Origin of the sequence: Ectobacillus polymachus (assembly GCF_048159605.1) — a bacterium.
Classification (GTDB): Bacteria; Bacillota; Bacilli; order Bacillales; family Bacillaceae_G; genus Ectobacillus; species Ectobacillus polymachus.
Genome location: NZ_JBLREB010000004.1, coordinates 65,227 through 87,619, shown reverse-complemented (window position 1 = coordinate 87,619; position 22,393 = coordinate 65,227). Strand labels below are relative to the sequence as shown.

The 22,393-nt window shown below is 36.7% G+C and carries 19 protein-coding genes; 4 read left to right on the top strand and 15 right to left on the bottom strand.

The window, feature by feature from the left end; translation table 11 throughout:
- Nucleotides 1-122 precede the first annotated feature (122 nt).
- The 14 genes from ACM5BR_RS15550 to ACM5BR_RS15485 form a co-directional block, all read right to left on the bottom strand.
- Nucleotides 123-1,895, bottom strand: a complete 1,773-nt coding sequence (locus ACM5BR_RS15550; RefSeq protein WP_416828925.1) for a sensor histidine kinase — start codon at nt 1,893-1,895, stop codon at nt 123-125.
- Nucleotides 1,896-2,302: 407 nt separating this feature from the next.
- Nucleotides 2,303-3,661, bottom strand: a complete 1,359-nt coding sequence (locus tag ACM5BR_RS15545; protein WP_416828924.1) for a sensor histidine kinase — start codon at nt 3,659-3,661, stop codon at nt 2,303-2,305.
- A complete protein-coding gene (locus ACM5BR_RS15540) occupies nt 3,658-4,332 on the bottom strand; it encodes a response regulator transcription factor (protein WP_416828923.1) in 675 nt (224 codons plus the stop codon). Before ACM5BR_RS15540 ends, ACM5BR_RS15545 begins: the two co-directional genes overlap by 4 nt.
- A gap of 302 nt (nt 4,333-4,634) precedes the next feature.
- Nucleotides 4,635-4,775 carry a DUF3934 family protein gene (locus tag ACM5BR_RS15535; RefSeq protein ID WP_416828922.1) on the bottom strand — a complete coding sequence of 47 codons (141 nt, stop codon included), beginning with the start codon at nt 4,773-4,775 and terminating at the stop codon, nt 4,635-4,637.
- 433 nt (nt 4,776-5,208) lie between these two features.
- Nucleotides 5,209-5,793 (bottom strand): hypothetical protein, encoded by a 585-nt coding sequence (locus ACM5BR_RS15530; protein ID WP_416828921.1) that lies wholly within the window; start codon nt 5,791-5,793, stop codon nt 5,209-5,211.
- A 487-nt stretch (nt 5,794-6,280) separates the two neighbouring features.
- A complete protein-coding gene (gene rbsK / locus ACM5BR_RS15525; protein ID WP_416828920.1) occupies nt 6,281-7,192 on the bottom strand; it encodes a ribokinase in 912 nt (303 codons plus the stop codon).
- Nucleotides 7,193-7,204: 12 nt separating this feature from the next.
- Complete coding sequence (locus ACM5BR_RS15520; protein ID WP_416828919.1) at nt 7,205-8,221, bottom strand: aldose 1-epimerase family protein; 1,017 nt, start codon at nt 8,219-8,221, stop codon at nt 7,205-7,207.
- 63 nt (nt 8,222-8,284) lie between these two features.
- The gene (gene fucP, locus ACM5BR_RS15515; RefSeq protein ID WP_416828918.1) at nt 8,285-9,634 is read right to left on the bottom strand and encodes an L-fucose:H+ symporter permease; all 1,350 of its coding nucleotides are present in this window, start codon (nt 9,632-9,634) and stop codon (nt 8,285-8,287) included.
- A 51-nt stretch (nt 9,635-9,685) separates the two neighbouring features.
- The gene (gene deoC, locus ACM5BR_RS15510) at nt 9,686-10,351 is read right to left on the bottom strand and encodes a deoxyribose-phosphate aldolase (RefSeq protein ID WP_416828917.1); all 666 of its coding nucleotides are present in this window, start codon (nt 10,349-10,351) and stop codon (nt 9,686-9,688) included.
- Nucleotides 10,352-10,488: 137 nt separating this feature from the next.
- Nucleotides 10,489-11,511 (bottom strand): LacI family DNA-binding transcriptional regulator, encoded by a 1,023-nt coding sequence (locus ACM5BR_RS15505; protein ID WP_416828916.1) that lies wholly within the window; start codon nt 11,509-11,511, stop codon nt 10,489-10,491.
- Nucleotides 11,512-11,944: 433 nt separating this feature from the next.
- Entirely contained in the window at nt 11,945-12,694 is a 750-nt protein-coding gene (gene tatC / locus ACM5BR_RS15500) for a twin-arginine translocase subunit TatC (protein WP_416828915.1), read from the bottom strand.
- 67 nt (nt 12,695-12,761) lie between these two features.
- The gene (locus ACM5BR_RS15495; protein WP_416828914.1) at nt 12,762-12,989 is read right to left on the bottom strand and encodes a twin-arginine translocase TatA/TatE family subunit; all 228 of its coding nucleotides are present in this window, start codon (nt 12,987-12,989) and stop codon (nt 12,762-12,764) included.
- Between the two features lie 64 nt (nt 12,990-13,053).
- Nucleotides 13,054-14,271 carry a metallophosphoesterase family protein gene (locus tag ACM5BR_RS15490; protein ID WP_416828913.1) on the bottom strand — a complete coding sequence of 406 codons (1,218 nt, stop codon included), beginning with the start codon at nt 14,269-14,271 and terminating at the stop codon, nt 13,054-13,056.
- A 396-nt stretch (nt 14,272-14,667) separates the two neighbouring features.
- A complete protein-coding gene (locus tag ACM5BR_RS15485; protein WP_416828912.1) occupies nt 14,668-15,909 on the bottom strand; it encodes a chloride channel protein in 1,242 nt (413 codons plus the stop codon).
- A gap of 601 nt (nt 15,910-16,510) precedes the next feature.
- Between ACM5BR_RS15485 and poxB the strand changes: the two genes are divergently transcribed.
- A complete protein-coding gene (poxB, locus tag ACM5BR_RS15480; RefSeq protein WP_416828911.1) occupies nt 16,511-18,235 on the top strand; it encodes a ubiquinone-dependent pyruvate dehydrogenase in 1,725 nt (574 codons plus the stop codon).
- A gap of 154 nt (nt 18,236-18,389) precedes the next feature.
- On the opposite strand, the gene ACM5BR_RS15475 is transcribed toward poxB, so the two are convergent.
- The gene (locus ACM5BR_RS15475; RefSeq protein ID WP_416828910.1) at nt 18,390-19,046 is read right to left on the bottom strand and encodes a Crp/Fnr family transcriptional regulator; all 657 of its coding nucleotides are present in this window, start codon (nt 19,044-19,046) and stop codon (nt 18,390-18,392) included.
- A 423-nt stretch (nt 19,047-19,469) separates the two neighbouring features.
- On the opposite strand from ACM5BR_RS15475, the gene larA reads away from it, so the two are divergent.
- Genes larA through larB form a run of 3 tightly spaced genes read left to right on the top strand, consistent with a single transcriptional unit; the run spans nt 19,470 to nt 22,381 of the window.
- A complete protein-coding gene (gene larA / locus ACM5BR_RS15470) occupies nt 19,470-20,744 on the top strand; it encodes a nickel-dependent lactate racemase (protein WP_416828909.1) in 1,275 nt (424 codons plus the stop codon).
- 37 nt (nt 20,745-20,781) lie between these two features.
- A complete protein-coding gene (larE, locus tag ACM5BR_RS15465) occupies nt 20,782-21,645 on the top strand; it encodes an ATP-dependent sacrificial sulfur transferase LarE (protein ID WP_416828908.1) in 864 nt (287 codons plus the stop codon).
- Nucleotides 21,632-22,381, top strand: coding sequence for a nickel pincer cofactor biosynthesis protein LarB (gene larB, locus ACM5BR_RS15460; protein WP_416828907.1), 750 nt, complete (start codon nt 21,632-21,634; stop codon nt 22,379-22,381). The genes larE and larB overlap by 14 nt, the downstream gene beginning before the upstream one ends.
- The last annotated feature ends 12 nt before the right edge of the window (nt 22,382-22,393 follow it).

Genomic DNA, 22,393 nt, shown 5'->3' with positions numbered 1-22,393 from the left:
TACATTCAGGATATAAAAGTTTTGTGGCATGAATGTGGCATTTTGAAGAAAAAGTAAAAAGCCCTTCTTAATTAGAGGGCTTCTTACATAATGAAAGATGGAAGGCATTAACTCCTTTTTTCTTATTTAGCTTTTCCTTTCTGAACAGGATCAGAGACAAATTCCCTTTTGGACAATGGGAGGTCGATAGTAAAGGTTGTCCATTCTTGATTACTATTTACAGTGATTTTACCCTTATATTGTTCAATGGTTTTTTTCGCACTTGCCAATCCTATTCCAGAACCTTCTTTCTTTGTTGTAAATCCATAATCAAATATTTTTTCTAATAAATGTGGCGGAATCATGTCGCCATTATTTTGGATGCAAATTTGTAATTTCTTCTCCATAGCTTTTCCAGTAATGGATACAGAACGATTTTCTTCCTCATTTTTTTCCACTTCATGAAAGGAATTATTAAGAATATTTCCAATGACTTTAACTAAATTCGTTATTTTTTCGATATCTAATTCTAGATATTCAAACCCTTCAAATTGATGATCAAATTTGATATTTTTTTCTATACTCTCAGCAATTTTTACTTGCAAGAGTCCAATAAAAGCAGGAATATGGATATTTATTATTGCTGATGTTTCTTTATGAATCTTGCTCAATTGCTTTATATATTTTTCAGCTTCGGAATAATGCTTTAATGAAAGTAACCCTTGTATAGTAAAAATATGATTGGCAACATCATGACGATATTCTCGAATGGTTTTATACAGGCTGTTTACTCTTCCAGCGTACAGGTTTTGAATATCCGATAAGAGTTTCCCTTGTTTCCTGATATGTCGGAATAAAATATAAATCAACACAAAACAAATGATAAAGCAAAAAATAACCACTAAAGACAGTTGAATCATTCCATTCCATAATTCATTAGAAATTTGAGAATAATCAACAGAACTAATAATAATTGTTTTGTATTGATTCGTGTTTCCATCTATTTTAATTTGGATTGGAATGTAAAATTGTAAGATTTTGTTCCCGTTTAAAGTGGCAATTCGGTAAAGGTTTTTGTTTTGATCAATAGCCTTACTGGCAATATTTTTATCTATAATTGATGCATAATTATTGGTTCCACTAATAACTTCGCGATTATGGAAAGCAATTCGATTTGTCCATGACTCACCTGGAGCGATATTGAAATCTCCCGTAAGTCGATTAAAATTTAACACACTGATTTCTTTGATGGATGGGTTGTTCTTGATAAAACTATTGATTGCAGCATCTACCCCTGCGTCTTTTTGATAGTCAACCAGCTTTTTTCCCTCATATGCTGGTTCAATAATATAATTCTTTGTTCCATCATAGTAATAGCCATATTTAAATACTTTGTCGGGGATATTGGCAGAAGAATCAAAAGGACCTGTCCAAAAGTGAGGATAAGCTTCCCCAAAATTGGGTTCCAATGTTACATTTTTATTGTTAACTAACTGAAAAAACATCCGATTCCATTTGTCACCCCACATCTTGCTATTGGTTCCCACTTCAGCAGAAGATGTAGATTGAACTAAATCAAACCATTGTTTATCAGGAACTAGAATGGCGATTTCATCCAACTGTAATTTTTTTGCCAACTCTTGCAATTGGGACCTTGACACTTGTTTGGCATCTGATGGAAGTTGATTACTAATAAAAAGGGAGTCTGTATAAAGTTGTTGTGCTAATGAACTTTCGAACAATTCAACACTTTTTTGGTTATTTTCGACGGTTGACTTGATGTTTTTGGATACATTCTCATTGATTTCTGCTTCTTTTTTTATGAGATTATTTTTTGATGTCCAATAAAATGCAAAATTGATGACGGTAATAATAGCGATCATAATAACAAATGTGTTGAAATAAATTTTATTCATGGAGAATTTGTTCTTCAATACTAGTAAAAGTATATGAAGCCTTTCTGATATTTAAAATCAAACAATATTCTATCAAAACTATCCTTACACTATTACGAATACCCCATCTGCTAAGGGCCAGTTGGTTTTACCTTTTAGTAGTCTTCCCTGACTAGTAATGAAAAGAAGAATTCTGCATATAAATGCAAGCATTTGCCCAGGAAGTATATAAGTCATGATGCCCCCTAAATTTTTTCCTTTTTCTATTTAATTCTAGCATAGAATTTAGAGATATTAATATATTGATTATAAAAACCTCATTTACTTATGGTTCGCTCTCCTAAAAACGCTCTATTATTTTTCCTTTCGCTCAATTCTCTGGAGCCAACTAAAAAATTGCAGATCAACTCTGATCTGCAATTTCCTCCTTACGTTACAGTTTCGGTTTTTTGTTTTGTTAATCGTACGCGGAAGGTTGTTTCTTTTCCTTCGATGCTATTTACAGAAATGGTTCCATTGTGAAGATGGATGATTCGTTTTACAACAGCTAAGCCAATGCCATAGCCTTTTGTTGTTCTTGTGTGGGATTTGTCTACTTTATAAAATCTGTCAAAAATATAAGGTATGTCTTCGGCTGGTATTCCGTTGCCTGTATTAGAAATGATGATTTCGATAGTATCATCGATTTCGTATCCGTTTACCGTAATGGTGCCGTTTGTCCAATTATACTTAATGGCATTGGAGAGTAGGTTGGTCCACACTTGGCTCATTAGGTTTTGGTCCGCATATACTTCCAGTTTTGGTAGGTCGAATTGAATATCAAGCTGCTTTTCCATCCACATAGATTGCATCGCAACAAGCTGCTTACGTATTTGTGAATCTAAGCGGTATACTTTCGGATGAAGTACGTTTTTATTTGCTTCTAGGGACGATAACTGTAACAATTGCTTCGTTAAATTAGATAACCGTTCACTCTCCTGTTCAATCAGGCCAAGATAACGTTTTACATCATTTGGATTTACCATTTCGTCCTTTAATGCGATTGTCATCCCTTTAATTGCAGTGAGTGGAGATTGAATTTCATGGGACACATTCGCAACAAAATCTTTTCTCATTTGTTCGGTCTTATCTAATTCTTCTACCATAAAATTAAAGCTGTTAGCGAGTTCCCCAATTTCATCCTTGCTCGTAATGTTCATTCGAACGCTAAAATTTCCTTTTGCGAGTTCTCTTGTTGCACGAGTCATGTGAACAATAGGCTTTACTAAAAATCGAGTCGTTAAAAGGATAAGGAGAATCCCTACTACGAAAGCAGTTAGTAATGCTGTTAATAAAGTAGTTCTTATTTGATGAACGATTTTTTCATAACTCGGCTTGATAAATAACGCATAGTTCTCATTGTTATATTCAAATGGTAACCCCACTGCTTCCATACGTGGGTTGGACATATTTCGATATACCGTACCTGCTATCACATCATCAATTGTTTTTTGGTTCCATTTTGGTGTCTCTGTATTTTGTGGCACTACTACGGTTCCATGTTGATTATATATATAAATCTCTGCTTGGAAGGAGGACATATTCTTCACATAGTCATTAAACATGTCATTATTTACATTTTGATAGAAAAGAATACTATTTTTTCCTAGTGCAATTAATTCATCCTCGTGTCTTTGTACTTCCTGCTTTTGAAATAAAAAGGAGGTAAGCAAAAACGCAGCAACCAGTGACACAATAATCACAAGAAAATAATTGAGTATATTTTTAACATAGATGGACTTTATCATGATATCTCTACCTTATATCCTAATCCTCTGACCGTAACAATTTGCAGTAGATCTTCAAATTCTTTCAATCGCTTTCGTAACCTTTTTATGTGCGTATCCACTGTTCTTTCATCCCCTTCATAATCGAATCCCCAGATTTTCTCAATCAGTTCATCTCGTGTGAAAATTTTTCCAGGATGAGTTGCTAATGTATATAACAATTCAAATTGTTTAATTGGCAGCGTAACGACCTCTTCCCCAATCTGCACTTCATACCGATTACTATCAATATGGATATTAGTATAGGACAAGCTTCCTGCTAGGGAAATATTGTATCGTTTTAATAGTGCCTTTACACGCATAACGAGTTCCATTGGATGAAACGGCTTTGTCATATAATCATCCGTTCCAATTTGAAATCCTTTAATCGTATCTTCTGCTTCACCTAGAGCAGTAAGCATTAAAACCGGTATCTCATAGTACGACTTAATTTCTTTACAAAGCTGCCAACCATCCATACCAGGCATCATAATATCAATGACAGCACAATCAATTTTCTCCTTTTCTAACATATGAAGAGCTTGTTGACCATCACAAGCTATTTTTGTTTGAAACCCTTCTTTTTCTAAATAAAGCTGCGTAACCATTCTGATATTTTCATCATCATCGGCAAGTAAGACAGTCGGTCTCATTTTATCTGTACACCTCTAACACGTTTTATATGTATGATTATACCTGAAGCCATACTTGGGTGGAAAAAGAAAGAGAGCCTCACTGTTTGAGACACCTTCTTACATTCTCTCGCTTAGACCGATAGCTGTTTGTAGCATCGTCCAGGGATTTTTTTCATCCGGTAGCTTCATTGTAAATCAGATGAAAGAATCCCTTTAGTTTAAACATGTTATTATACTAACAAAAGCCGGTTAGCATGACGTATTGTCACCCAGACCGGCTTTTTATTTAAGAGTTACTATACCCTTTATTATTAACTTTATCATTCAGCGCCAGTTTTTTTAACACCTTTGCTTGTATATGGTTTGGCACTCTTTATTTTCTTCCCTTTCGCTTGCCAACGGTTCCAACCCTTTTTGTCTGTTCCTCTACCTGTTCCGCCTTTACCTTTTGCGTTACTCATATATTCACTCCATTATCATAGTATATATTATCCTCGAAAGATTTATATAAGTTAAAGAGCCTAATCTCTCTAAGGGATTAGGCTCTTTCATATTACATTATTCTGATGACATTAACCACTTCAAATATTAATATAGGGTGAATTTGATTTTTTGCTGAAATCTTGATTGTGTAAAATTGTATGAAATTCGCTCAAATAATTGTAAATATTTCGTTCAACTTATACAGTTAACTTTGCGTCTTCCTGAACCTCTCATGACTAAAGTCACGAGGTTCTAAGGTACATTCATTCAGCCTTCGTCTGAATGACCGAAAACGAGTTTTCGGCTAACATCAGCCACTCAGCTGTTTCCCTTAGACTTTCATGGGCAAGGCAACTTTTGCTGCCATTAGCGCCCTGTTGGCTCGGTTCAAAACCCTTTTATATTGAAGTTTTACAAGCCGATACTACGTAATTGTTTTTTGTTCAAATGTTTGATTCGTTCCATTTCCTGTTCGTGTTTTTCAAAGAAGTGATCCCAAGTTTTATTTGCTCGTCCAACATCGATTTCACGTAGGTTATCTTTTGTATTCATAATCAGGAAAGCACTATACAAATCTCGCTGAACATTACCTTGTTCGAAGTGGTTCCAACGTTCCCAGAGTTTTTTCTTTACGTAAGTTTGTGTGAAGTGTTCAAATTGACTGGCTTTTACTTTAGCGGTGTCAATCCGCTTTAGGGATAAGCCGAAATAGTTTAGTTTGTTGTCGATAATCGTAAGAAGCATCGATGGCGCACGATTCGCTAATGACTTCCCAAAACGTTTTTTACGTTTGAATCGTCCCGTCTTTTCACTAACCTCTGTTTTCTTTGTTTTTGCTTGAAGTCCTTTGAAATTCATTGTTTCCACTCGAATATCTAAACCTAACGAGAGAATATGGTTGGCTAGAATGTTGTGCGCAAGTCTTCTCTTATCCGCTACCTTTCGGCTCATTTCCGCTACTTCTTTTCGAGTTTTTTTGTAATTTTCACTTTGCATCCATTTCTCTCGATTTGATTTATTGATTGTGCCATCTTCATTATATTTGTTAGGGTTATTCGCTCTACGCCTACGATCTAATTTACTCTGTAAGATGCGTTTTTTGTGTTCGCGGGCGGACAAACCTTCCGCTAACTCGAGTAGCTTCACTTCCTTTTCAGAAGCAATGGCGAGTGTGGATGTACCAATATCTAATCCAACACGAGCGCTTTCATCTTTGGAATAATTCTGATTGTGTTTCTTTGGCGGAAAACCACAAGATGATACTGAATGGAGTATACATATCCTCTGCCATTCTTTGCTTCTGCCATATGTTCCACCTCATATTTATAATAACATATGTCAAAAGATTTATGGAATATAATGTCATTATATTAGTGCTTTTTGTACATTTCCAGCTAAGCATATGTCGGATAGTTAACGTGGCATAAGCCACGCCCTATCCGAAGCCGATTCATCTCATGACTAAAGTCACGAGTGTTCTCGGTTATTCCATAAACTGTTTCAATTCTTTCACATTTGGATAAGAGGTTTGCGTTCCTTGCTTTGTGACACTTAATGCAGCAAAAGCTGTAGCCATTTTAATTGCATGGAGCACATCACCATTTTGCACAAAGAAATGAGCAAAACAGCCAATGAAAGCATCGCCAGCTCCAGTTGTATCGATAGCGTCAACCTTATATGAATCTACTGTACAAACCTTCTCCTTCGTTACCCACATAACCCCGCGACTACCCATTGTGACAATCACATTTTTTACACCTTTATCAATTAAAGTGAATGCAGCCTCCCGCATCTGCTCTTTACTCTCAACAGGCATACCTGTTAATAGCTCTAGCTCGCTTTCGTTTGGGATAAAATAATCACATTTGCACACATAATCAAAATCCAAATCCTTTGATGCTGGTGCTGGATTCAAAACAACAGGAATGCCATGCTTATTTCCAAACTCAATAGCCCGATAAATCGTCTGTAGTGGAATTTCAAGCTGCAGAACAATTAATGAACATTTCTTAAGCTTCTCAGCTGCGAGATCAACATCTTCAGGCAAGAGATATTGATTCGCACCCTTAATAATAAGGATACGGTTCTTGGATTCCCTATCTACAAAAATCGGCGCAACACCACTAGAGGTTCCAGGGACTTTACTAGTAAACTCCGTGTCAATCCCATAGCTTTCAAGATTTTTAATCGTGTTGTCTGCAAAAATATCATCGCCAATCTTGGTTACCATCATTACCTTCGAGCCCATTTTAGCAGCGGCCACTGCCTGATTTGCCCCTTTGCCGCCACAGCCCATTTTAAAGTCGGGTGCCTCTAATGTTTCTCCCTCTTTTGGCATTTTATCAATATATGAAATGAAATCTACCATATTGGATCCAATTACTGCGATATCCATTTCTTTCCCCCCCTATTTCTTACCTGTTACGACTGTGAATGATTTTTCTTCCCCTGCACCAAGCTTAATTAATGTTCCAGACTTCTCAGCAGCAAGAAAACCTTCTGGCCGGCATGTACCAGGTAAAACAAACGCCCCTACCTGCTGATCACTGTTATGTAAAATCCATCGTGTTGCATACTTTAATTCCTCTGTTGAAAATTTTGTAAAGAACGTACAACCGTTTGGAGAAACAAGTTCAAACTCTACTTCTTTCTGATATCGATCCAACTTATCGCCAAAAAATACAATCTCAGGATCGTACATTTCAGGCTGATTTAAAACTGTAAGTGTTTCATCACCTGAAATTAACTTTCGATTATAATTCAACCACTTTTCGGTCGGCTTCACATGGGCTGGAACGGATTCTCTCAGCTTGAAAGCAGCAGATGGAATGCTCTGCTTCATTTCTGCATCTTCCAGATAAGCATAGTTTGTATGGCACATATACTGCAATGGCATCTCTGCACCTGAGAGATTTATTACAGTCATGTTGATCTCAATATACGTTTCATCATTAAATATTCTAACGCTCGGACGAGCCAAGTAATGGTGGCCAAATCCTTTTGCATACTCCGTTTCACCACAGATCTTAATACCCTCATCTGTTATTTCTAACCAAGCTCTGTCCATTTCTGCACACGGCATTTCTCCGTGCAATTCATAATCATCTTGTGGTCCCGGGCAGCCATTGCGGATCAAACCTGAGTGAAAAGCAAAGCAACCATATGTATCTACGACATTACTTACTTTTTTCGGCTGGGAGAACATGTTTTTCATTTTAAGATCCACATCATCAAATTCTAAATCCCAGATCATCTGCCCCATATAAGGAAGAACAACCATTCTCCCCCGTGAATTTATCAGTTCAATTGCCTCAACTCCAGATGAATACCGGAATATGCTCGCTGTGATTTTTTCATTATGAAAAATTACTTTGCTCGTTTCTTCAAAAAAATTCCGTTGTAGTTCTACGATTCCTTTCATCATTCCTAATCATCTCCTATTTCAATAAATGGGCAGCCTAATCACAACTGCCCTTATCTAGGTTACTTACTGAGCTATTTTTGTTAATTCCTCTGATGGTTTCTCTACTGCCTGCTGTTTTTTTAATTTACTGAAGAAATAGAAACCAACATAGATAAAGCACATCATTGGTACAAGGAACGAGATTTGCATAGAATGGAATACGTCAGATACATAACCTTGAAGTGCAGGTATGAAAGCGCCACCAACAATGGACATAACCAGAATCGCTCCGGCCATCTCTGTATATTTCTTCTCTTTTACAACTTCCAGTGTTTCCGCATAAATGGTTGGCCAGCACGGTCCAAATAGCATGCTTACTGCGACTGCCCCATACACTGCTGTCATGTTCGGCACGAATGCTACATAAGCAAGCAGAGCAGAACCGATAATGGAGTAGCTAACCAATATCTTGGATGGTGAGAATCGAGTCATAAGAAAATTGGCAATGAACTTGCCTGCAAAAAAACAAATAAAACTGAACACCATGAAATTCGAAGCCATACGCTCATTAATGCCATGGTTGATGTTAAGTGCTAGACGAATTGTAAAAGACCAAACCGTTACTTGCATTCCTACATATAGGAATTGGGCAGCGATCCCTTTACGGAAATCCTTGTTTCTACCTAAGTATTTCAGTGTACTTATAATCCCTGGCGATTTTTCTAACGCTTCACCACTTCCAATTTTCGGTTTACAAGAAGGGAATTTTGTAAGTATAAACAACACGAGTACACCGACAAGTACAAAAATAATATACTTGTATGGTTCCAGCGTATGCTCGAGCATTTTGAGTCCGAAAGCATGTGCCTCTGCTGGCGACATATTTGCCATCTGCGTCTCAAGGCTTGCTCCTTCTTGGAAAACAAGATATTTTCCAAGTAAAATACCTGAAATTGACCCTAATGGATAAAACGTTTGACTAATATTTAAGCGAAGCGTTCCATACTTTCTTGGACCAATCATGGAACTGTATGTATTCGCAGCAGTTTCAAGAAATCCAAGGCCAATTGCAATAGAAAAGATCGCAAATAAAAACATCGTGTATGTAGCCATATGTGAAGCTGGATAAAATAACGAACACCCTGCAATATAAAATAGCAATCCTGTAATAATCGCAAACTTGTAATTCGTTTTCTTAATAACCAATGAAGCAGGAATCGCTACGAGAAAATAGCCTCCGTAAAATGCACTTTGAACTAAAGCGCTCGCAAAATCACTTAACTCAAACACATGCTTGAACTGTGTAATTAAAATATCATTTAAGCTTGCTGCCACCGCCCATAACGGGAAAAGCATGGATAAAAGGATAAACTGGAAAATTGGTGTACGGTTCAAATATCCATCTGGTAATTGAATTAAGGTATTTCCTTTCATTTCAACATCTCCTGAATATTTTATTTTTTGTTACCCTCAAGTCATGAGAGATTAGTAGCCGCTCTCAGCTGTTTCGTCATTCATAATCTTCACTCCAGAACTTGCACCAATTCGATTTGCACCAGCCTCGGCCATGGCCTTCAGATCCGCCAGATTACGTATTCCTCCAGATGCCTTTACCCCTGCTTGTTCTCCAACAACTTTTCGCATTAATGCTACATCTTCAACTGTTGCCCCTCCTGTTGAAAATCCTGTTGATGTTTTTACAAAATCAGCACCTGCACGCATTGCCATTTCACAAGCACGCACCTTCTCTTCCTCAGTAAGCAGAGATGTTTCGATAATGACTTTAACGAGTGCTTTTCCATGTGCGGCATCTACAACAGTACGAATATCAGCTTCTACCTCCCCAGCAGCACCAGATTTCAACTTACCGATTGGGATTACCATGTCCACTTCTTCTGCACCATTCTTTATCGCATCCGCTGTTTCAAATGCTTTAACTGCAGAAGTCGAGGCCCCAAGTGGAAAGCCGATGACTGTACAAACCTTAACATCACTGTCTTCAAGCTCTCCTGCTGCTGTTGTTACCCATACTGGATTCACACATACAGAAGCAAATCCATATTTCATTGCCTCTGCACAAAGGTTCACTATTTGTTCCTTTGTAGCTTCTGCTTTTAACAGGGTATGATCAATCATTTTTGCGATGTTCATGTAAAGAGCTCCTTTTTCTTTAAGATAATTTATTAATTAAAGCGCTTTCATTTTTTGCGGAATGAAAACACCAACATGGTCTTACCCACTGGTGCTCCATTCTTCAATTGCTTGAAAGCATTGCTTATTAACGAAATTTAAACTGTTGTTTTCACTAACCGGCAGGACTGCCTAATTTTTAGCTCAGGCGTCAATAAATATTCCCGTTTCGGAAGAGGCTCTTTAAAGCTAATTCGTTCATATAATAGCTGAAATGCAATTTCTCCTATTGTATTCATAGGCCTTGCAACAACAGTAAGTTTCGGATTTAAAAATGTTGCGATATCAACATCATCAAAACCAATGAACGACACTTCGCTGCCAAGCTTCCAGTTCAAGTCTTCCAAGGCCTTCATACAACCTATCGTCATTAAGTTATTCGAAGAAAAAATAGCGGTCGGCCTGTCCTCAAGTTCAAAAAGTACCTTCGTCGCCTGATAGCCACTCTTCTCTCCGAAATCTCCCATGACTACATATCGCTCATCAAAAGGTTTATTATAATTTTCCAGTGCTTTCTTATAGCCTAAGAATCTTTCTAGCCCTGGAGTAGTATTTTGCGGTCCGCAAATGATAGCGATTTTCTCATGCCCCTGTAAAATTAGATGTTGAACCGCTTGGTACGACCCTTTTGCGTTGTCAATAAGGACAGTATCCACATCAAAACTTTTGATGCTGCGGTCAACCGCAACAATTGGAATATCCTGCTCTTGAAACAGTTTAAGATGTTCGCCATTTTCATTGGCGGTCGTTATAATTACCCCATCAACCCCGCGCTCAATAAAATTCTTCACAATCTTTTCTTCCACAATAGGTGACTCGTTTGTACTACTCAAGATGGTGAAATAATCTTTCTCCCTGGCTTTTTGTTCAATTCCAGCCATTACGAGAGGAAAGAACGGGTTTTTGATGTCAGGGACAATGACACCGATTGTATTGGTTTCTTTTCGCTTCATTGTTCTAGCTGCTGCATTGCGAATATAGCCCAATTCATCAATCGCCTTTTGTATCCTCTCCTCTGTAGATTCACGGACACCTCCTTGATTATTGATCACCCTAGAGACAGTCGCAATAGACACATTTGCAAGCTTTGCTACATCTTGGATATTTGGTTTAGATTCCATTTTAAAACTCCTGAAATGTAAACGTTTACATTTTTCGTTAAAAAAATAAATAAAACAGGGTTTGATCATTAAAACCTGTAAGAATATTTATGTAAACGTTTAGATTTTTGTTTTCTAAATATAAGATATCATTGGTTTAGAAGGAAATCAATAATATTTTAATGACGGTATTGTGACATACTATTTATGTTCTTTAAGCATATTAAAGTCACTTTGTGAATTAGAATGCATTTTCCAAAAATCGATTACTTAAAAAGGGGAGCACAATAAACCTTGCCCACCCTTTTCTTACATCAATGGTAAATTTGAGTTCTAATGATGATGAAAATAGAGTTTATAAAAGCATTTAAAAACATCCCTCTAATTTGAAGTATTAATGTAAGGGTATTTAAGTTCCCAGTTTATAGGTACAGTATTTCTCCTTTCCTGTAATTCACAAACTTACTTTTGCTTTTTCCAGACCAGAAACATTAGACGTTTCTCTAAGGACAATCCGTTTTCGATATACTATTTTTGATAAAGTAATACTAAATTCATATAGTGCCAATAATGGAACCGTAACGATAATATCGGAAACCATATCAGGAGGAGAAATAATCACTGAAATGACCACTAAGACGAAATAGGATACTTTTCTTGCCTTTATTAATCTATTAGGATTAATAATGCCGATTTTTGTTAAAAACATAATGACAGCTGGCATTTCAAATAAAAATCCAAATGGTAATACGAGATTAATCATAAATTTGAAATACTTATCAACTGTAAAAAATAGTTGGAACTGTGATCCTGCTAAGCTTTTTAAAAAGGAAAGAACGATTGGAAACAGAATAAAATAACCAAAGGAAAGCCCTAGCAAAAATAAAAGAAATAAACCTGGGATAAATGCTAATGATGTTTTTTGTTCCTCATTTGTGAGAGCAGGCTTTACGAATTTCCACACTTGAAAGGCTGAAACAGGAATGGTGCAGGCAATTGCCACAATACCAGCAACAGTCATGTAAATCCATAAAATTTCCCCAGGACCTAGTATGGCTAATTGCTCATTCAAATCTTTTAATATAATTTGTAAAATATCTTTTGCAAAAAAAAGGGATAGACAAAGGAAACTAACAAAAGTTACTAATACAATAATGATCCTCTTACGTAATTCATCTAAATGTTCGATCAAACTCATTCTCATAAGAAAGACACCCCCCACTAATAAGAAAGATGTAAATAGGAGCCCCTACCTACATCTCTTTAAACTATTAGCTGTTCGTATTAGTTTGTTTTGTCTCTACAATTTTTGATTCTTTTTTGCTTTGTTTAGAATCACGTTCTTGTTCCCCACTCATCAGATCACTTGTTGCTTTTTTAAATTCTTTTAGAGTATTGCCAAATGCCCGGCCAATCTCTGGTAATTTTGAAGGGCCAAAAATGATTAAGGCAATTACAAGGATAAGGATTAATCCAGGAATTCCAATGTTTTGAAACATAATAATACCTCCTAATAAATTACCTCAAGAATCTTCTACAAAAACGGGCTACGACTTTAAAAGCTTATTTTTCAACTTTTTCTTTTTTCTTTGTTTCATCTAATGGTAGAGGATCCATGCTTTGATCGTTCGCTGTTAAATCTATACCAAAATCCTTCGCAAAAACCATATGAGTTTCTACTAGGACTCCTTCTTTATTCTCATCTAGATTAAATACTCTTGCTCCACGAAGTCTATTTCGATCAGCACCTGAAAGTCCGTAAGTACCAAAACCTGTATTGCCTGCATAACCAAGCAGGACCCCATAATAATTGCCTGTATACGTATTTACATGATCGTGTCCGCAAAAGACTCCCTTGACATCTCCTCTATCCAAAATCGCCGAAAACATGCCGCTGTTAATTGGACCTGGGCTTTCAGATTCATTTCTTTCCCCTACAATATTGTGCTTTTTCACAGCTATTTGATGTTGAGCCTCTGTCATTTCTTGTTTACTAGCAAACCACATATATCGATATTCCCATAGAGGGATATGAATAAACATTAGTGCAGGAATCTTACGCTTATACTTATTTTCTAGTTTTTTGGAAGTCTCATAATACCAATTTACTTGATCAAAGCGAATCCAATCCCAAGTAGGATATCCATTAAAATTTTGTCCTGCAATGGATGATGGAGCATATCTTCCGCTATCTAGTAGCCAAAGATTAAATGCTGCTGTAGTTCCTTTAGAATTGTTAATCAATAAATTCATATTTCCTGTTCCTGTAATCCCTCTTTCTCCTAATTTGTTCATATTATTTTTGAAAGACATATAAATTTTTAACATGTCATCTTCATTCAATCCGCTATTTGGCGTTGAATCTTCATCATGATTTCCATATGTCATTGCCCATTTAATTCCTCTTTGTTCCATTGGCTGAGCTATATTATTAATAGCTTGATGTACTTCTAACGGAGAATCACAGCCAGCTGTTATGTTGTCTCCATTGTGAATGACAAAATCAGGTTTTTCAGAATCAAGTACTTTTTCCATTAGTTCTAACGTCCTACGGTCAATGCGCTCATCATCTTGTACATCGTTAAACTGAATAATTTTGAACTTGCCAGCAGAATTGAATTTTAGCTTTACATCTTCATTTGTCTCAGCCAAAACAGTCGTGTTACCCAAAAAATCTCCTGTAACTCCAGCAGCTCCAAGTGATAAAGCAAGCGCACTCATTCCACCTACTTTTATAAAATCCCTTCTGTCCATACCTGATTTTGAATCATGCGTACTCATTTACAGCCCTCCATTTCATTTTATAAATATTACTAGTCCATCATATAATCATACATTTGGGGTAATATTAAATATAAGTAAATTATAGGTAAAAATAGAAAGTGATAGTGAATTCCTAATTACAATAATGTTTGCACACTACCACAAATTAAAAACCTCCGGCTAAGCCGGAGGTTTTCGTTACCACTTTTATTTTAGGGACTTTTTAGACAGCCCCAGCAAGTTTAAAGTGTATAAAATTACAAATCTATTTACAAAAAATAGAAAGCTATTTGACCTATATCTTGCTACAGGCACTGTTCAGACGGTATTCTATTTTTTCAACCCCTCGTACACATCCTCAAACATATCTTCCACAATCATTGTGTTTGGATAGAAAAATAATAATCATAAACATCAATATAATCTTTGCATAAATTTATTCTTATACTTGAATATATATATCGGCATATACGCAGCGATTATCATTGGTATTATTAAATTTATTGGGAAAAGAATGATGAAAATAAATATAACTGCTATTGGTTTTTTGAGTATTGCACTTGTAAGTGCAGTAGTTAAAATGGTAATGGATGTTACTGGATCTATCGGAAATAACAATGCAATTCCATAACCTATACTTACTCCTGCGAAAATAACAGGAAATATAGGTCCTCCACGCCAGCCAGTTGCTAAACAAAATTCTGTTAGGAATAGCTTTACAATTCCTGCTACCAATAATAAATAAACAGATATATCTGTCCATCCTGCTGCTAATTCTGTTAGCTGGTGCTCTCCTGAAAATAAAGTAATCGGAAGTATAGTTCCTACTAACCCTAACATTAATCCACCAATAACAGCTTTTATTATTTTATAATTTTCAAGTGGTTTAAGTACCTTTTGAAGAATATCTCCAAAAAATTTATATAAACTTGCAAGTAATATTCCTAAAAAGATAAGTGGTATTATGGCTATTACTTCATTTTTCCCTACTATTCCTGAACCAAAATTAGCTAAAGAAAGACTTCTGCCATCTATTTTTGATAAAAGTATAAATACACCAAAACCTGCAGCAGTAGTTATTACATATACAAGTGTTTTTATCAGCTTTATAAGTCTTGAATCATTTCTATCTTCAAAGAATGTGGTAGCACCAAATAGTGGTGCTCGAAAAATCATACTAATGGTAGCTTCCATACTATACTCTGTGACTATATTTCCGTATTCATTTAAAATTGGATTTTTCTTAGCTAAGGATTTAATCGTGTCTCCTGCCCATGTAGAAAGACCTCCTACTAAACCAACTAAAGCCGCCTCAGGGCCAAGGCTAGCTCCAAATGAAAGAACGCAAAATGCTGTTAATGTGCTTGTATGTACGAACTTATAATCAACTCTTTTGGTTTCTTTGAATTCCGCTAATACTTCTTCCATATTACGTGGGTAATTACCAAAGTATTTTTGACATAAACCTACCAAAACGCCTCCAATTAAGCACAATAATAGGGTCCAATTTTTAATAGGAAATGTCTGTGGTAAGGTAACCCATAAAAAGTGAATGATTAAAGAAGTAACAGCTAAAAAACCCCATGTCAAAAGCCCTACAATTCCTCCGATAAGTATGCTATATAGTATTAAAATGCCTAATTTTACTATTTTCATCCTTTTGAATTTATCCTCCATGAATAGTATAGTCATATCCGTTCTGCATTGATGTATGACACAATCCACGAAACCTTAACATAAACATCCTCAGTTCTTGCCTATATTAAAACAATCTCCCACTTACTCGTTATGTAAGTCGTACAAACATCCTCTGCCTTAAAGTGGACTTAGTCGAATTATATAATAGTAGAAATACTGGAACAAGTGACAATCTTTTTACCATCTTAGTTTAAACGATGACGATTACTCCGCTAGATGTGTATTAGACAAAATATATTTTTTATTAATACAGATTTCCCTTATTTACACACTAAAAATAAAAAAATTGATTCAAATCCCTTGTTTTATTGGTGTGTTCGGGTGTAATATAAACTACGTTCAAAAAACGTTCACAATTCAGCTGATAATACAGTTGTACCTCTTATACTATAACAGAATGTATTTTAAGAAAACTGTACGTATTTACTTAGTTAAGTATCCTTCATTAAAAAAGGAAGTGACCTGCATCATGTTTTGAAAACGGGTTAAACTAAGTTTCAGCTATTGACGAGTAGATACATGCTTTTACCACCATTACATAAGAAACGAAGGGAAAAATATGGGAAAGACAATTGCAGATTTACTTATTGAATCATTATTAAATGCTGGGATAACACGAATCTATGGAATCGTAGGGGATTCATTAAACGCTGTATTAGATTCAGTGAGACGTTCAGAAAAAATCGAATGGATTTCCGTAAGACATGAAGAGGTAGCTGCTTTTGCAGCTGGTGCGGATTCTTTGTTAAATAATAGTATTGCTGTTTGTGCAGGAAGTAGCGGCCCAGGAAATTTACATCTCATTAACGGTTTATTTGATTGCCACCGTAGCCGTATTCCTGTTTTAGCTATTGCAGCGCATATTCCAAGTAACGAAATTGGTAGTGAGTATTTCCAACAAACTCGTCCAGAACAAATCTTTAATGATTGCAGTCATTTTTGTGAAACCATTACTAAATCAGATCAAATGCCACGTATAGTGACAATGGCCATGCAAACGGCTATTGCAAAAAAAGGCGTTTCGGTAATCGTGTTACCAGGTGATGTAGCAGCTCTTAAAAGCGAAGAAAAGGTACCAGAACATGTACTTCATGTAGCAAAGCCGGTTGTTCGCCCATCTGATGAGGAACTGCAAATATTAGCTGACTACTTAAACCACGGAAAAAAAGTAACTTTATTATGCGGTGCAGGTTGTGAAGGGGCTAGAGACGAAGTACTCGCACTTTGTGAAAAACTAAAATCTCCAATGGTCATCGCCTTGCGAGGAAAAGAATTTCTAGAATATGATAATCCTTATTATGCAGGTTTAACTGGACTTATTGGCTATTCATCTGGTTACAATGCGATGATGGAATGTGATGTTCTTCTCATGCTAGGAACTGATTTTCCTTATAGACAATTTTATCCGAAAAACGCTAACATTCTACAAGTAGATATTCGCGCAGAACATTTAGGTCGACGCGCTCCACTATCTTACGGTTTATGCGGAGATGTAAAAAGTACAGTAGAATCGCTCTTACCATATATTGAAGAAAAAGAAAACTCACGCCACCTTGAAAAACACGTAGAAGATTATAAAAATGTGCGTCAATCACTAGATAAACTTGCAATCGGTAAACCAGGTCGTAAACCAATCCATCCGCAATATTTAACAAAAGTAGTAAGTGACTTAGCGGATGAAAATACGGTCTTCACTTGCGATGTTGGTACACCTACTCTATGGGCAGCCCGATATGTAGAAATGAATGGACAACGTCGTTTATTAGGTTCATTTAACCATGGAACAATGGCCAATGCCTTACCACAAGCAATCGGAGCGCAAATTGCTAGACCAAATTCCCAAGTGGTAGCCCTTTGCGGAGATGGCGGTCTCTCCATGTTAATGGGTGACTTATTAACTCTTCATCAACATAAATTACCTGTTAAAGTGGTAGTATTTAATAACCAAGCACTTAGCTTCGTAGAACTTGAAATGAAAGCAGCTGGTTACCCTGAAACAGGAACTGGCCTTGATAGCCCGAACTTTGCAGCAATTGCAGAGGCGATAGGAATGAAAGGCGTACGCGTTGAAGACCCTGCTGATCTCGAATCTGCAATGAAACAAGCTTTTGAACACGATGGACCAGCCATTATCGATGTTGCTGTCAACCGTCAAGAATTATCTTTACCTCCAAAAATCAAATATGAGCAAGCCCAAGGATTTACGCTTTGGATGGTAAAAGCCGTTCTTAACGGGCGCGGAAACGAACTAATCGACCTTGCAAAAACAAATTTGATTCGGTAATAAGTATTAGTAAAAAAACTCACATATCCATAATGATATGTGGGTTTTTTCATGAATTAAGAATTTAGCTATCCGTATCTGGTAAATTACTTGAACGCTATTAAACTCTGATTTCATTCGTAAATCCGTTTGGAATCACAATGCACTGCCACAATTATCTTGCCACGTTGTCTACCAAATAACTGTAATCAGTAATCAATATTTTTCTGTTCACAATTTCTACAACCTTTTTCGCGCGGAGCTCCGTTATCATGCGATTGACACTAGTGTGGGAACTTATACCACAAAATCCTGCAAGTTCCTCGTACGTAATTGTAAAATCAATTAATAATCCTTCAGCGGTTTTCACACCAAATCGATCTGCCAATTCTAATAAAATCGCGTGCAAAGCTCCTTTTTTACCATTCATTAACATTCTTTCGCATTTGTGAATAAAGTAATTTAAGTTATCGCGATAATAATTTTTTACATAAGCAAGCAACTCCTGGTTGACATTCACATCTTTCCAAAATTCGATACGGTTAATCTGGTAAAAAGATGCTGATTCTGATTCAATCCGTATATTAAACGGGGCAGTTGTAACCTCGGATGTTTCATCTTTCATTAATGTCACAATTTCGACATCGTTTAGATAAGACAAATTAAATTCTCTGCCATCTTTTAAAATAACGCTTGTTTTAATAATGCCTGATTGCAAGATATATACATAGCTGTCAAGCAATCCTTTGTAGGTAAGATAAGTATGTCTCTCCTTTGAGACAATTTTCGGATTCTTATTTTTCAAATACATTTTTAAATACTGATTACTCATATATCTAAAACTCCTAAATAAATAGTTTTTATCCATCTATGATGAGTATCGATAAAATGGTTTTGCAAATGAATAATATCTTAAATAAAGGAAAACCTTTTCTAGTAGAGGGGAATTACAATCCATAGAGAAGATGTCTTCCCTAAGAATCAGCTTATATCAGATAACGTTCAAGCTAGAAGAAAGAATATAATGGCATCTTTAAAGAAAGGACTTCTGTTATTTACACAATATTCTTGACACTTTACGAGTATGCAAACCCATCATTCAATATCACATAATGATTTATTTCATATACATTTGTATATAACAAAAAATACTGAAGTTTGCAATAAGGATTTGATAGCTTTTTCTCCCGCAAAAGAAGGTAAGATATGTTCGTTACGTAAGTTCGTTGCATAATTTTTTGAGGAGTGAATGAAGATGGTTCAAATTAAACTTCCATATCACAAGTCTACAATTACAGCAGAAATTGAAGACAAGAACTTTCTAGCTTTGTTAGAATCGAAAGCCGAACATTACCATACGGATTTATCTCAAGAAGAGATTGTTGAAAAATCTCTGGATAATCCTATCGGCGCGCCAAAATTAGAAGAATTAGTGAAGGGTAAAAAAAATATTGTCATTATAAGTTCAGATCATACACGCCCTGTACCTTCTAAAATTATTACACCTATTCTGCTACGCAGAATCCGCTCAGTAGAACCAGATGCTCAAATAAAAATTTTAGTTGCGACAGGATTCCACCGTCCATCAACACATGAAGAGTTAGTCGAAAAATATGGTGAAGAAATTGTGAACAATGAAGAAATTGTTATGCACGTTTCCACCGACGATGCTTCTATGGTAACAATCGGACAACTTCCTTCTGGCGGCGACTGCATTATTAATAAATTGGCAGTAGAAGCTGATTTACTGATTTCAGAAGGTTTTATTGAATCCCACTTTTTTGCTGGATTCTCCGGAGGCCGTAAATCCGTTCTTCCTGGTGTAGCATCTTACCGTACAATTATGGCCAATCACAGCGGTCAATTCATTCATGATGAGAAATCTCGTACCGCTGTCATTGAAGGAAATCCAATTCATAAGGATATGTTGTACGCAGCGCAAAAAGCAGGATTGAAATTTATTTTAAATGTGGTATTAGACGGCGAAAAACATATTATCGGATCATTTGCTGGTGATGTAGTTGACGCTCATAAAGTAGGATGCGACTTTGTTTATGATTTAGCAAAGGTAGACAAAATCCCATGTGATATTGCGGTATCCACTAATGGCGGTTTTCCACTTGACCAAAACATTTATCAAGCAGTAAAAGGAATGACAGCTGCAGAAGCCATTAATAAAGAAAACGGCGTAATTATTATGGTTGCCGGATGTGTAGATGGACATGGCGGTGAAGGCTTCTACAGAAACCTAGCGGATGTGAAGGAACCAAAAGAATTTCTAGACAAGGCTATTCATACACCGCAGTTTGAAACCGTTCCTGACCAATGGACTTCTCAAATTTTGGCACGTATTCTCGATAAGCACCATGTCATTTTCGTTTCTGACTTAGTTGATCCATCATTGATTACAAATATGCACATGGACTTAGCAAAGACATTTGATGAAGCATTAGAAAAGGCTTATGCCATTATGGGCAAAGAGGCAAAAGTAGCAGTTATCCGCGATGGGCTTTCAGTTGCAGTGAAATAATTATCATACCTTTTGAAAACCAAAGGAGAATGAAACAATGGCAATTGAAGAAATGGATGCGCAAGAAAAAAAACTACAGCAGTTAAAACATATTATTAAAGGCTACGAGAAACTAGCGATTGCTTTTTCCGGAGGAGTGGACAGCACTTTTTTGGCAAAGGTAGCTCAAGAGGTTCTTGGTGATAACGCGATGGTCATCACCGTTCAAGCTCCGACATTAAAAAATGAGGAACTGGACGATATAATCGATTTTCATCAAGAAACAGGAATGAAACACGAAATTTTCCAACTGAATCAATTTAATATCAAGGAATTCCGAGAAAATGTTCCGCTTCGCTGCTATTTTTGCAAAACAGGTGTATTTGAAAACATCTTAAAAACGGCCAAAAAATATGGCATCCATACTGTCGCAGATGGCACCAATATGGATGATTTAAAAGATTACCGGCCTGGCCTTAAAGCCCTAGGCGAGCTCGGTATTGTCAGTCCATTGAAGGATGCTGGTTTAACAAAAAATGATATTCGGTATTTTTCTAAGCAATACGGGTTGAAAACATGGAATAAGCCATCAAGCGGCTGCTTGGCTACACGGATCCCTTACGGAGAAGAAATCACCCAAGAAAAACTTGATCGTATTGATGCGGCAGAAAAAGTACTAGCAAAACTTGGACTCAAGCAACTTCGTGTTCGATACCACGACAATCAAATGGCGCGTATTGAAGTTTCTCCTAAAGATAGGGAAAAATTCTTTGATATGAAATTGATGGATACCATTTCAGCACAATTTCGCCAAATCGGGTTCACTTATACAACCCTCGATATGAGTGGTTATCGATCCGGAAGTTTAAATGAAGTGCTGAATGAACAGCAAACACAGGTGGCTGAACATGAATCAAAATGAGCTTATTCAATTGATGGAAGCGGTGAAAGATGGAAGGGAAACCGTTGATGATGCTGTTTCTAAATTGAAGCAGATGCCTTTTGAAGATCTCGGCTATGCGAAAGTGGATCATCATCGGCATCTGCGGAACGGCTATCCCGAAGTCATTTATTGTGAGGGAAAAACGATTCCTCAGATACAGGGAATCGTCCGGTCGCTCTTAAGCAGAAACAGCAACATTTTGGGCACAAGAGCAACAAAGGAAATGTATCAAGGTGTATTAGAAATTACAAAAGATGCTAGTTACGATGAGCTTTCCAGATGCATTGTCATCAAAAAAAACGAACAACCAGTAGAAGAAGATCATTATATTGCCGTTGTCTGTGCAGGAACATCGGATATTCCAGTAGCTGAAGAAGCAGTTGTAACCGCCGAAGCTTTTGGCAATAGAGTGGAAAGAATCTATGACGTGGGTGTTGCAGGCGTTCACCGCCTATTAGCGCAGACGAAGAAATTGCAAGAAGCAAAAGTATTAATCGTCATTGCCGGCATGGAAGGAGCGCTTGCCAGTGTGGTAGGTGGCTTGGTCGACAAACCTGTCATTGCGGTGCCAACAAGTGTAGGATATGGCGCAAATTTTCACGGGTTATCTGCTTTGCTCACCATGCTGAACAGCTGTGCGAGCGGCGTTAGCGTCGTAAATATTGATAATGGTTTTGGCGCAGCTTACACCGCTAGCATGATTAATCACTTATAAGGATGATATGAG